Origin of the sequence: Streptomyces sp. NBC_01171 (assembly GCF_045039805.1) — a bacterium.
GTDB lineage: Bacteria > Actinomycetota > Actinomycetes > Streptomycetales > Streptomycetaceae > Streptomyces.
In genome coordinates this window covers 1,641,851-1,654,406 of record NZ_CP108609.1, presented here as the reverse complement: position 1 = coordinate 1,654,406, position 12,556 = coordinate 1,641,851, and the positions used below count along the sequence as shown (strand labels likewise).

The 12,556-nt window shown below is 70.5% G+C and carries 11 protein-coding genes; 9 read left to right on the top strand and 2 right to left on the bottom strand.

The window, feature by feature from the left end; genetic code table 11:
- Positions 1-60: 60 nt before the first annotated feature.
- The 3 genes from OG448_RS07575 to OG448_RS07565 all read left to right on the top strand — a co-directional run bounded on the left by OG448_RS07575 (position 61) and on the right by OG448_RS07565 (position 3,890).
- The gene (locus OG448_RS07575) at positions 61-948 is read left to right on the top strand and encodes a FadR/GntR family transcriptional regulator (RefSeq protein WP_405552218.1); all 888 of its coding nucleotides are present in this window, start codon (positions 61-63) and stop codon (positions 946-948) included.
- A gap of 432 nt (positions 949-1,380) precedes the next feature.
- The gene (locus OG448_RS07570; RefSeq protein ID WP_405552216.1) at positions 1,381-2,907 is read left to right on the top strand and encodes an RNA polymerase sigma factor; all 1,527 of its coding nucleotides are present in this window, start codon (positions 1,381-1,383) and stop codon (positions 2,905-2,907) included.
- A 122-nt stretch (positions 2,908-3,029) separates the two neighbouring features.
- Positions 3,030-3,890, top strand: coding sequence for a serine protease (locus tag OG448_RS07565; RefSeq protein ID WP_405552214.1), 861 nt, complete (start codon positions 3,030-3,032; stop codon positions 3,888-3,890).
- A gap of 111 nt (positions 3,891-4,001) precedes the next feature.
- On the opposite strand, the gene OG448_RS07560 is transcribed toward OG448_RS07565, so the two are convergent.
- Positions 4,002-4,232, bottom strand: a complete 231-nt coding sequence (locus OG448_RS07560; protein ID WP_030803173.1) for a hypothetical protein — start codon at positions 4,230-4,232, stop codon at positions 4,002-4,004.
- 439 nt (positions 4,233-4,671) lie between these two features.
- On the opposite strand from OG448_RS07560, the gene OG448_RS07555 reads away from it, so the two are divergent.
- The 6 genes from OG448_RS07555 to OG448_RS07530 all read left to right on the top strand — a co-directional run bounded on the left by OG448_RS07555 (position 4,672) and on the right by OG448_RS07530 (position 11,695).
- Complete coding sequence (locus tag OG448_RS07555) at positions 4,672-6,795, top strand: type IIA DNA topoisomerase subunit B (protein ID WP_405552212.1); 2,124 nt, start codon at positions 4,672-4,674, stop codon at positions 6,793-6,795.
- A gap of 301 nt (positions 6,796-7,096) precedes the next feature.
- A complete protein-coding gene (locus tag OG448_RS07550; protein WP_405552210.1) occupies positions 7,097-7,645 on the top strand; it encodes a DUF1453 domain-containing protein in 549 nt (182 codons plus the stop codon).
- The gene (locus tag OG448_RS07545; protein WP_405552208.1) at positions 7,642-8,793 is read left to right on the top strand and encodes a sensor histidine kinase; all 1,152 of its coding nucleotides are present in this window, start codon (positions 7,642-7,644) and stop codon (positions 8,791-8,793) included. Before OG448_RS07550 ends, OG448_RS07545 begins: the two co-directional genes overlap by 4 nt.
- Positions 8,790-9,479 (top strand): response regulator, encoded by a 690-nt coding sequence (locus tag OG448_RS07540; RefSeq protein WP_405552206.1) that lies wholly within the window; start codon positions 8,790-8,792, stop codon positions 9,477-9,479. The genes OG448_RS07545 and OG448_RS07540 overlap by 4 nt, the downstream gene beginning before the upstream one ends.
- Before the next feature lie 69 nt (positions 9,480-9,548).
- Entirely contained in the window at positions 9,549-10,106 is a 558-nt protein-coding gene (locus tag OG448_RS07535; RefSeq protein ID WP_405552204.1) for a DUF485 domain-containing protein, read from the top strand.
- Positions 10,103-11,695, top strand: a complete 1,593-nt coding sequence (locus OG448_RS07530) for a cation acetate symporter (protein ID WP_405552202.1) — start codon at positions 10,103-10,105, stop codon at positions 11,693-11,695. The genes OG448_RS07535 and OG448_RS07530 overlap by 4 nt, the downstream gene beginning before the upstream one ends.
- 22 nt (positions 11,696-11,717) lie before the next feature.
- On the opposite strand, the gene OG448_RS07525 is transcribed toward OG448_RS07530, so the two are convergent.
- Complete coding sequence (locus OG448_RS07525) at positions 11,718-12,410, bottom strand: response regulator (protein WP_130337316.1); 693 nt, start codon at positions 12,408-12,410, stop codon at positions 11,718-11,720.
- Positions 12,411-12,556 lie beyond the last annotated feature (146 nt).

The following is a 12,556-nucleotide window of genomic DNA, read 5'->3' as shown; positions in this document are numbered from 1 at the left end:
TTTCGTGTGCTTTTCACCAAAGCCCTCAAGGCAGTTGGAGGCAACGCCGACAAAAGATGCGTGAGTACCCTTGCGCACACCATGATGACCGCCGCCCGCTCCGCCGACTCCGGCCTCGCCGGACCGGGCGAACTCGACCGCTACCCCTACGCCGAGGCCCCGATGGCCGACCGCGTGGCGGCGCCCGCCTGGGAGGGCGCCGATTCCGACCTGGGCCGCGTGGGCCGGCGTGCCGCGGGCAGCCGCGGGCGCGGACTGCACGGCCAGCTCGTCCAGCAGCTCGGTCAGATGATCGTCTCCGGCGACCTGGGTGCCGACCGCCCGCTGGTGCCGGAGGAGATCGGCCAGCGTTTCGAGGTCTCCCGCACCGTGGTGCGCGAGTCCCTCCGTGTCCTGGAGGCCAAGGGCCTCGTCAGCGCCCGGCCGAACGTGGGCACCCGCGTGCGCCCGGTGAGTGACTGGAACCTGCTCGACGCGGACATCATCGAATGGCGCGCCTTCGGTCCGCAGCGCGACGACCAGCGCCGCGAGCTGAACGAACTGCGCTGGACGATCGAGCCGCTCGCCGCCCGTCTCGCCGCCGGACACGGCCGCGAGGACGTGCAGCAGCGCCTCGTGGACCTGGTGGAGATCATGAGCCACGCCCTCGCCCAGGGAGACGCGCTGACCTTCTCGCGCGCGGACGCCGAATTCCACGCGTTGCTCATCCAGGTCGCGGGCAACCGGATGCTGGACCACTTGTCCGGGATCGTCTCCGCCGCCCTCCAGGTCTCCGGCGGCCCCGCCGCCGGCTGTGAGCGGCCGACCGAGGCGTCCGTCGCCCAGCACGGGCGGATCGTGGAAGGGCTCGGCAGTGGCGACGGCGCCGTGGCCGAGGGAGCGATGCGCCAGCTCCTCACCGTCCACCCCGAGGTGGAGCGCGTGGTCCCCGCGCCGCGCGAGCACTGACAGGGAAGCGGACGGCGCGCCCGCCCGTGGCGCGCCCCAGTGATCGAGATGGCGGTACCGCGACCGGGTCCCGCCGTCGCCGGACTCGGCCGGACTCCCTGGATTCCGGCCGAGTCCGGCGGTGCGACAGGCCGCCCGGACCGGCGAAGTGATCAAGACGGAAATCGGCAGCGGACTGCTTCGTTCACATCTGATCGCATTTGGCTGTCGGCGGGGTGTGACTCGGGCCACGCGGATTGGGCGTAACGCTCCCGGAAACAGCGCGATGACCTAAGAGGTGAACAGCCGCGAAGGGAATACGGACGCCGTGCCAGGCGCTGTGTCTCTTCCCGGCCCCGCCCGCGCCGTCGGCCCATCCCCAGGCCGGTGGTCGGCTCCTGTCCATGACGGACGGTGCCGGAAGCCGCTTTCCAACGTTCCGAGAGGTTGTTCGTGTCGGCCAGCACATCCCGTACGCTCCCGCCGGAGATCGCCGAGTCCGTCTCTGTCATGGCGCTCATTGAGCGGGGAAAGGCTGAGGGGCAGATCGCCGGCGACGATGTGCGTCGGGCCTTCGAAGCTGACCAGATTCCGGCCACTCAGTGGAAGAACGTACTGCGCAGCCTCAACCAGATTCTTGAGGAAGAGGGTGTGACGCTGATGGTCAGTGCCGCAGAGCCCAAGCGCACCCGCAAGAGCGTCGCAGCGAAGACCCCGGCCAAGCGCACCGCGACCAAGACGGTCGCGGCGAAGACGGTGACCACCCGGAAGGCCACGGCCGCCCCCGCCGCGTCCGCCGCCGCGGGCGAGGACACCGACGACGCCGCCTCCGTCACGAAGGCCGCTGCCAAGAAGACCACCGCCAAGAAGACGGCCGCGAAGAAGACCACGGCCAAGAAGACGGCGGCCAAGAAGACCAGCGCCAAGAAGGACGACGCCGAGATCCTCGAGGACGAGGTCGTCGAGGAGACCAAGACCGCCGACGAGCCCGAGGGCACCGAGGCCGCCGGCTTCGTGCTGTCCGACGAGGACGAGGATGACGCGCCCGCGCAGCAGGTCGCCGCGGCCGGCGCCACCGCCGACCCGGTCAAGGACTACCTGAAGCAGATCGGCAAGGTCCCCCTGCTCAACGCCGAGCAGGAAGTCGAGCTGGCCAAGCGCATCGAGGCCGGTCTGTTCGCCGAGGACAAGCTCGCCAACTCCGACAAGCTCGCCCCGAAGCTGAAGCGCGAGCTGGAGATCATCGCCGAGGACGGCCGCCGCGCCAAGAACCACCTGCTGGAGGCCAACCTCCGTCTGGTGGTCTCCCTGGCCAAGCGCTACACCGGCCGCGGCATGCTCTTCCTGGACCTGATCCAGGAGGGCAACCTCGGTCTGATCCGCGCGGTCGAGAAGTTCGACTACACCAAGGGCTACAAGTTCTCCACGTACGCCACCTGGTGGATTCGTCAGGCGATCACCCGCGCGATGGCCGACCAGGCCCGCACCATCCGTATCCCGGTGCACATGGTCGAGGTCATCAACAAGCTCGCGCGTGTGCAGCGCCAGATGCTCCAGGACCTGGGCCGCGAGCCCACCCCGGAGGAGCTGGCCAAGGAACTCGACATGACCCCCGAGAAGGTCATCGAGGTCCAGAAGTACGGCCGCGAGCCCATTTCCCTGCACACCCCGCTGGGCGAGGACGGCGACAGCGAGTTCGGTGACCTCATCGAGGACTCCGAGGCGGTCGTCCCCGCCGACGCCGTCAGCTTCACGCTCCTCCAGGAGCAGCTCCACTCGGTGCTCGACACCCTGTCGGAGCGCGAGGCCGGCGTCGTCTCGATGCGCTTCGGCCTCACCGACGGCCAGCCGAAGACCCTCGACGAGATCGGCAAGGTCTACGGCGTGACGCGTGAGCGCATCCGCCAGATCGAGTCGAAGACCATGTCGAAGCTGCGCCACCCGTCGCGTTCGCAGGTGCTGCGCGACTACCTCGACTAGGTCGAGTCCGTTCGGACACCGAAGGCCCGGTTCCCCTCGTGGGGGCCGGGCCTTCGTGCTGCGGGCCCCCGTGTGCTGGATGACTCTGGGTGTTCCAGAACCACCCTGAGTGAGGAGTCCGCATGCGCCGTTCCGTTGTCCGGGCACTGATCCGGCCGCTCTCCCTGGCGGCCGCGCTGACCGCGATACCCCTGATCGGCGCGGCTCCGGCCGTGGCCGACAGCGTCGTGGTCGGCGGGTTCCCGATAGATGTCTCCCAGGCCCCGTGGACGGTGGCGCTCTCCAGCCGTGACCGGTTCGGGGGTAGCCGCGCGGGCCAGTTCTGCGGCGGGGTGGCGATCGCGCCGACCACCGTTCTCACCGCTGCGCATTGCGTCGCCGACGACGTCCTGGGCGCGCCTCCTGACCGGGTGCGCGACCTCAAGGTCATCGCGGGCCGCACCGACCTGCTCGCCACCGACGGTCAGGAGACAGCCGTGCGGGACATCAAGGTGAACCCTGCGTACGACCCCGCCACCAATGCCGGGGACTACGCCGTGCTCACTCTCGCCGAGCCGGTGCCGCAGAGCGCCGTCGTGCCCGTGGCAGCGGCCGGTGACCCGGCGTACGCGGCCGGCACCGAAGCCCTGGTCTCGGGCTGGGGCGACACCAGCGGCGGCGGTGCCTACACGAACCGGCTGCGCGCCGCGCGGGTGCATGTGCTGGCCGACGATCTGTGCGCCCGTGCCTATCCGGGAGGCCGGAACGGCACCTACCGTGCCGCCTCCATGCTCTGCGCGGGAGAGGCCGCCGGAGGGCCGGACGCCTGCCAGGGCGACAGCGGCGGCCCGCTGGTCGCCGGGGGACGGTTGATCGGGCTGGTGTCCTGGGGGAGCGGGTGCGGGCAGGCGGGCAGCCCGGGTGTCTACACGCGGGTGTCCGAGGTCGTGCGCGCGCCGGAGCCGGCCGAGGACGGGGCCGACAAGGCCCCCAAGCGCTCCTGAGAGCGCCTGAGGCGTCCTTCCGGGTACGAGGACGGGCGGCTGCTCCCCTGGGGAGGCAGCCGCCCGTTCACCGGCCTATGCCGGGGCTGGCTCGTCGGGTGGGTGCGAGATTCAGCGCTCTTCGGTGGCAGGGGTGCCGGGAACGGACGTGAGCCGCTCCGTCTCGTCCTGTATCTCAGCGGCGATCTTCTTGAGTTCCGGCTCGAACTTGCGCCCGTGGTGGGCGCAGAAGAGCAGTTCTCCGCCGCTCAGCAGGACGACGCGCAGGTATGCCTGGGCGCCGCAGCGGTCGCAGCGATCGGCGGCCGTCAGCGGGCTCGCGGGGGTCAGAACAGTAGTCACGTCGCCTCTTCTCTAGCTCGACGAGCTGTCGTACCAGGGTCAACATCCAACCAGGCCGATTTCGTTCCCGCTCGTGGCTTTCCGTCGAAAATTTCTTTCGGGATGGCTGGGTGTTGCCGGTTGGCGGCGAATGTGCCGTAGTGCGTGGTCTGGTGCGTACGGGTTCGCGCGGTCTTGGGGGTCGGTCCTCCCGGCTGGGTTGCCGGTTGTTGATGAGGACGTGCCCGGAGCCTAAATGGTTCATGCCTCGAAGGGAACGTGATGTGTGCTTCACTCCATCGAGGGATCGAACGTCCGTACGACCCTCGGCTAGTCTGAGTTCCCCGCCGAGGGTGGCGTTACACCGGCTCTACCAGGCATCGGTACCCTCTGAGCGGCGACCGAAGCCGGCCCCGTACCCACCAGGGGCCCATCTGAAATTCAGCGAGGAGCGAACCGCGTGACCGCCGACACCTCCGTGCCGTCCACAGCGCTGCTGGCAGGAGCAGACCGGGACGGCTCCAACTACACCGCGCGGCACCTCCTCGTCCTCGAGGGTCTCGAAGCCGTGCGCAAGCGTCCGGGCATGTACATCGGGTCGACCGACAGCCGCGGCCTGATGCACTGCCTCTGGGAGATCATCGACAACTCCGTGGACGAGGCCCTGGGCGGTTACTGCGACCGCATCGAGGTGATCCTCCACGACGACGGCTCCGTCGAGGTCCGGGACAACGGCCGCGGCATCCCCGTGGACGTCGAGCCCAAGACCGGCCTGTCCGGCGTCGAGGTCGTCATGACCAAGCTGCACGCCGGCGGGAAGTTCGGCGGCGGCTCCTACGCGGCCTCCGGCGGTCTGCACGGCGTCGGCGCCTCCGTGGTGAACGCGCTCTCCGCCCGGCTCGACGTCGAGGTGGACCGAGGCGGCAGCACCCACGCCATCAGCTTCCGCCGCGGTGTTCCGGGCGCCTTCGCCCGAGGCGGCGCCGAGGCCAAGTTCGAGGCCGGGACCGGCCTGGTCAAGACCAAGAAGATCCCGAAGAACCGCACCGGCACGCGCGTGCGCTACTGGGCCGACCGCCAGATCTTCCTCAAGGACGCCAAGCTCTCCCTGGACAACCTGCACCAGCGGGCCCGCCAGACCGCCTTCCTGGTGCCCGGCCTCACCATCGTCGTGCGCGACGAGATGGGCCTCGGTGACGGTGGAAGCAAGGGTGAGGAGTCCTTCCGCTTCGACGGCGGCATCAGCGAGTTCTGCGAATACCTGGCCACCGACAAGCCGGTCTGCGACACGCTCCGCTTCTCGGGCCAGGGCTCCTTCAAGGAGACCGTGCCGGTCCTCGACGACCACGGCCAGATGACGCCCACCGAGGTCACCCGCGAACTGGGTGTCGACGTGGCGCTGCGCTGGGGCACGGGCTACGACACCAACCTGAAGTCCTTCGTCAACATCATCGCCACCCCCAAGGGCGGCACCCACGTGGCCGGCTTCGAGCAGGCGGTCACCAAGACGATGAACGAGGTGCTGCGCGCCAAGAAGATGCTGCGTGTCGCAGAGGACGACGTGGTCAAGGACGACGCCCTGGAGGGCCTGACGGCGGTCGTCACCGTCCGCCTGGCCGAGCCGCAGTTCGAGGGCCAGACCAAGGAGGTGCTCGGCACCTCGGCGGCCCGCCGCATCGTCTCCACCGTGATCGCCCGGGAACTCAAGGCGTTCCTCACCTCCTCCAAGCGGGACGACGCCGCGCAGGCCCGCACGGTCATGGAGAAGGTGGTCGCCGCCGCCCGCACCCGGGTGGCCGCCCGTCAGCACAAGGACGCCCAGCGCCGCAAGACCGCCCTGGAGTCCTCGTCCCTGCCCGCCAAGCTCGCCGACTGCCGCAGCGACGACGTCGACCGCAGTGAGCTGTTCATCGTCGAGGGCGATTCCGCGCTCGGTACGGCCAAGCTGGCGCGCAACTCCGAGTTCCAGGCGCTGCTGCCCATCCGGGGCAAGATCCTCAACGTGCAGCGCTCGTCCGTGACCGACATGCTCAAGAACGCCGAGTGCGGCGCGATCATCCAGGTCATAGGAGCGGGCTCGGGCCGCACCTTCGACATCGACGCCGCCCGCTACGGCAAGATCATCATGATGACGGACGCCGACGTGGACGGCTCCCACATCCGCTGCCTGTTGCTCACCCTCTTCCAGCGCTACATGCGGCCCATGGTCGAGGCGGGCCGGGTCTTCGCCGCCGTGCCCCCGCTGCACCGCATCGAGCTGATCCAGCCGAAGAAGGGGCAGGACAAGTACGTCTACACGTACTCCGACCGTGAGCTGCGGGACACGCTCATGGAGTTCCAGCGCAAGGGCGTCCGGTACAAGGACTCCATCCAGCGCTACAAGGGCCTCGGTGAGATGGACGCCGACCAGTTGGCCGAGACCACGATGGACCCGCGCCACCGCACTCTGCGGCGGATCAACCTCGCGGACCTCGAAGCCGCCGAGCAGGTCTTCGATCTGCTGATGGGCAATGACGTGGCGCCGCGCAAGGAGTTCATCTCCAGCTCGGCGGCGACGCTGGACCGCTCGCGGATCGACGCGTAGCCGCCCGCGCTCGGCTCAGGCCGGGTGGGTGGGACGACGGGAGTGCCGGCCTCGGTCGGTGCTCCCGTTTTCGTTGCCCTGCCCCTGCCCCTGCCCCTGCCCCTGCCCGCCCTCCTGTCCCGTCGGGTCCGGCTCCGGGTTTCCCCCAAGATCTCTCCACCCGTGGGTGGAGAGGACGGGCCCTCGGAGATCCACCCGTGATCCACCTCCGCTCCGATCCCGTGGCCTGCGGATTTCCGTAGTTTCGAGGGTGTCGGGAGCGACCGCCTCCGACACCCCCCTCTCGTACACGGAGGCTCGGATGTCCGGGTTCGTCGACGCGTTGGTGATCGCGGCCGTCGCCGTGCTGGTGATCGCCAGGCAGTTCCGCACCCACGCCGTCGACGCCGAGCGGCGCTGGTGGCTGGCGCCCGCGATTCTCGCGGTCATGGCGCTGCGCGGGCCCGGCACAGTGGACGCCCACCACCGCGTCGAGTCGCTCGGACTGCTCGTCGCGGAAGTGGCCGTCGGGGTGGCCACCGGAGCGGGCTGGGCCTGGACCACCCGGATCTGGAGGGCGCCGGAGGGAGTCGTGTGGAGCCGCAGCACCAAGGCCAGTGCCGTCGTATGGGCCGGCGGGATAGCCCTGCGCGGCGGCCTCTTCGGCCTCGGGTACGCCCTCGGGGTCCGGCAGGACAGTGCCGCCATGATGCTGGGCCTCGCCGCGACCCTGCTGGTCCGCGGCGGCATCACCGCCTGGCGGGCACGGCTGCTGGCCTCCTCGCCCGCCCTGGCCTCGACCTACGGTGACGGAACGCCGGCGGCACCGGCGGCCCCGGTGGCGCGGCCGGCGTGGAAGGAGCGGGTGTGAACGAGAACTCCTGGACCCGCTGGCCCTCACGCGAGGCGCTCAGCAAGGAGGGCATCAGCCGTCCCCGGCGGCTGCTGGCCCGGGCCATCAGGGTGGTGCTGCTCGGGCTGCTGCTGTGGGCGGCCCTCAGACAGGACGACGTTCCCCTGTGGGGAGAGGCTGCCGCCGTGGCGGGCGTGCTGCTGGCCTCCGGCACGGCGTGGGGCTACTTCCGTACCACCTACGCGCACCGACTGCTGCCGTCCCTGGCGCTCATCGCCGTGCTCCAGGCTCTGGCGGTCGCCGCTCGGATGACGGGCTTCGTGGGCCCCGCCCTGGTGTTCTGGTGCGGCTGCGGCATCCTCGCCCTGGAGCGGCTGCCCCTCGCGGCGGCGGTACCGGTGACCTCGGTCGCCCTGGCCTCGTACGCGGTCTACAACAGCGACATGTGGCTCACCACCGCTTCCACCGTGACCGGGCTGGCGCTGGCCGGCTACGTCGCGCGGCTGGACTCGGAGGCGCGGGGCAACGCGCAGCGGCTGCTCGCTCAGGAGCGGGCCGCGCGGGAGGCGGAGGCGGAGTCGGCCGCGCTGACCGAGCGGGCGCGGATAGCGCGGGAGATCCACGACGTGCTGGCCCACAGCCTCTCGGCGCAGATGGTGCACTTGGAGGCGGCCCGCCTGCTGCTGGAGCGCGACGCGAGCCGTGAGCAGGTGCTGGAGCGGGTGGTGGCCGCGCGGGGCATGGCTCGTGACGGACTCGCCGAGACCCGCCAGGCGCTGTCGGCGCTGCGGGGTGAACTGACCCCGCTCGAGGAGTTCCTGACGGACCTCGTCAGCGTGGCGGACGGTGGTGAGGTCACCGTCACGGGTGAGCGCAGGGCGCTGTCGGCCGAGGCGTCACAGGCGGTGCGCCGGGTGGCGCAGGAGGCGATGACGAACGTCCGCAAGCACGCCCGGGGCGCCAAGGTGCGGGTCCGGCTCGACTACAGCGAGCGTCAAGTGACACTCGATGTGCGGGACAGGGGCGGGCGTCCGTGCGAACTGGCCGCGTCCGGCGGCGGGTACGGTCTGCTGGGCATGCGGGAGCGCGCCGAACTGCTGGGCGGCTCGCTGGACGCGGGGCCGGACGAGGAGGGGTTCGTGGTGACGTTGAAGGTGCCGGTATGACGGCGCCGGAGGGGGAGGGGAAGCCCGCGCGCGTGGTGGTCGCCGACGACCAGACCGTGGTGCGGGAAGGCATCGTGATGCTGCTCGGGCTGTTGCCCGGCCTCGAGGTGGTCGGCGCAGCCGGGGACGGCGAGGAGGCGGTGCGGCTGGTCGGCGAACTGGCCCCCGACGTCGTGCTGATGGACCTGCGGATGCCCCGCTGCGACGGGGTCGAGGCCACCCGGCGTATCCGGAGCGGGTACCCGGGCACCCAGGTGGTGGTGCTGACGACGTTCGCGGACGACGAGTCGCTGTTCGCCGCGCTGCGGGCCGGGGCGCGGGGTTACCTGACCAAGGACGCGGGCGGGGAGGAGATCGTGCGCGCCGTCCAGAGCGTGCTGTCGGGGGAGGCGGGACTGGCGCCGGGCATCCAACTCCGTTTGCTGGAGAGGCTGTCCCAGGCCGAGGTGCGGACGACCTCGACGCCGCCCGAGCCGCCCGACGGGCTGACCGCGCGCGAGAGCGAGGTGCTGGTGCTGATCGGCGAGGGGCTCAGCAACCAGGAGATCGCCCGGAAGTTGCACGTCTCCACCGCGACCGTGAAGACGCACATCAACAACCTCTTCGCCAAGACGGGCCTCAAGGACCGTGCGCAGGCGGTGCGTTACGCGTTTGCGAAAGGCATGGTGCGGCCGAGGGTGGAGTGACTCACCTGATGGGGTGAAGTGGTACGGGAAGGTGTGTCGGAGATCTTCCCGATCTGTCCATCCTTGGGTATGCAGTCAAGCAATGGTCGACACTTCGGTGCCGGGGACGGTCCCGGAAGTTCGGCCGACAACCAGGAAGAGCAGAGCGTGGCTTCCCGCGACGTGCGGCAAGAGGACCCTTGGCGCGACACGCCGGCCACCGGCTGGGGCGAGCTGGACGGGGCGGGGATGCCCGCACCGACGGCCGTACCGCATCCGCGCGGTGAGGCCGAGCGGGAGATCGCGGAGGCTCGTGCCCGCGACGTGTATCTCGCGGTGCAGCAGAGCGAGGCGTTCCAGGAGGTGCGCAGCCGGTACCGGAGGTTCGTGGTGCCGGGAGCCGCCGCCTTCCTCGTCTGGTACGTGGGGTACGTGGTCACCGCGACGGCAGCGCCCGGTCTGATGGCGCGGCCCGTCATAGGGGCGGTGAACGTGGGGATGCTCGCCGGGCTGGGGCAGTTCGCCAGTACCTTCCTGCTCACCTGGGCCTACGCACGGCACGCGCGACTGCGGCGCGACCGGCCCGCGCTGGAACTGCGCTGGGACACCCAGGAGCTGACCCGTGGCGTCCAGGGAGGCACCTCGTGACCAGCCACCACCAGATGCTGGCGCTGGTTCTGTTCAGCGCGTTCGTGGCCGTGACCCTGGGCATCACCACCTGGGTCAGCCGTCGCCGACATGGCTCGGCGGAGGAGTTCTACGCCGGAGGGAGGCTCTTCACCCCCCTGGAAAATGGGTTCGCCATCTCCGGGGACTACCTCTCGGCGGCCTCCTTCCTCGGCGTGACCGGGCTCATCGCGCTGTACGGCTACGACGGGCTGCTGTACGGCGTCGGGTTCCTCGTGGCCTGGCTGGTCGTGCTGTTCGTCGCGGCCGAACTGGTGCGGAACTGCGGCCGGTTCACCCTCGCCGACGTGGTCGCCGCGCGGATGGCCGAGCGGCCGGTGCGGATCGCCACCGGCACCGCCTCGGTCACCGTCTCCGTCATGTACCTGGTCGCCCAGATGGTGGGCGCCGGAAGCCTGGTGGCGTTGCTGCTCGGCGGTTCCGGCGGGGCCGCGCAGGCGTGGACGGTCATCGGGGTCGGCGCGCTCATGGTGATCTATGTGTCGCTGGGCGGGATGCGGGCGACCACCTGGATTCAGATCGTGAAGGCCGTCCTGATGCTGGTCGGGACGATCGTGATGACCGTGCTGGTCCTGGTGCGGTTCCACGGGGACATCAACCAGTTGCTGCTGACGGCGGCCGAGCGCAGTGGGCACGGGGCGTCGTTCCTGGCGCCGGGGCTCAAGTACGGCGGTGACTGGACCGCGCGGATGGACTTCATCAGCCTCGGCCTGGCGCTGGTGCTGGGCACCGCGGGTCTGCCGCACATCCTGTCCCGCTTCTACACGGTGCCGACCGCCCGGGCCGCCCGGCGTTCCACGGTGTGGTCGATCGGGCTCATCGGCAGCTTCTACCTGATGACGATCGTCCTCGGCTTCGGGGCGACCGCCGTGGTGGGCGCCGACGCGCTGCGGCGGTCCAACGCGGCCGGGAACACCGCGATCCCGCTGCTGGCGCTCGACCTGGGCGGCGGCGCCTCCTCCACCGGGGGCACCGTGCTGTTCGCCGTCGTGGCCGCCGTCGCCTTCGCCACCATCCTCGCGGTGGTCGCCGGGATCACCCTCGCCTCCTCGGCGTCGGTCGCCCACGACCTGTACGCATCACTACGGCGCAGGCCCACCACCCCGCGCGGCGAGGTGGCGGTGGCGCGGATCGCGGCGGCCGCCATCGGTGTCGTGGCGATCGCGCTCGGCCTGCTGGCGCGGAACCTCAACGTGGCGTTCCTGGTCGGCCTGGCCTTCGCGGTGGCCGCCTCGGCGAACCTGCCGACGCTGCTGTACTCGCTGTTCTGGCGGAACTTCACCACGCGTGGCGCGGTCTGGGCCGTGTACGGCGGGCTGATCCCCGCGGTGATCCTGGTGCTGCTGTCGCCCGTGGTCTCGGGGAGCGCCGGCTCGCTCTTCCCCGGCGTCGACTACCAGTACTTTCCTCTCCAGAACCCGGGCATCGTCTCCATCCCGCTCGGCTTCCTCGCGGGCTGGCTGGGCACGGTCACCTCGGACGAGGTGCCGGACGAGGCCAAGTTCGCGGAGACCGAGGTGCGGTCGCTGACCGGTGCGGGAGCCGTATAAGTCCACCCGGGCCTGGGCGGCGTCACGGCGCCACCCAGGCGTACCGGTGCTCGGGCCGCCCGGTGTCCCCGTATCTGAGGGACAGCCGCAGGCGGCCCGCCTGCTCCAGGTGGCGGAGATAGCGCTGGGCGGTGGAGCGGCTCAGCCCCGTACGGGAGGCCACCTCGTGCGCCGACAGGGGCTGCTCCGCGCCGTGCAGGACACCGCAGATCAGGTCCGAGGTCGGCTCCGTATGACCGCTCGGCAGGCCCGGGGCCGACGGCGCGGGGGCCGTGCGCAGGGCGCCGAAGATGCGGTCGACCTGCTCCTGGCCGGTCACCCCGCGTCCGCCCACCCGGTCGACGGTGCGGCGCAGGGCGGCGTAGGAGTCGAGGCGGCCGCGCAGCGCGTTGAAGGTGAAGGGCTTGACCAGGTAGTGCAGGGCGCCGAGCCGCATCGCCTGCTGCACGGTGGTCACATCGCTGGCCGCCGTGATCATGATGACGTCGGTGCCGTGGCCGTGCTGGCGCATGAGGTGGACGAGTTCCAGGCCGGTGCGGTCCGGCAGATAGTGGTCGAGCAGCACCAGGTCGACGCCGCCGCGTTCGACGGCGGCCAGCGCCTGGGCGGCACTGTGGGCGCGGGCGGCCACCCGGAAGCCGGGAACCTTGCCCACGTACCTGGCGTTGATCTCGGCGACACGGAAATCGTCGTCCACGACCAGCACGTCAATCATCGGGCCCTTCCCTTCCAGGCCGGCGAGCGTTAAGCCCGTGTTTCGGCTCCGCAGTTGTAGCGTGAGCAAAACGAGCACAACAGGTTCTTGCGAGCAAAAGAAGGGGTTGCGCGCACAAGACTGCTGCCGGAGCGGCGCCGCCCCTA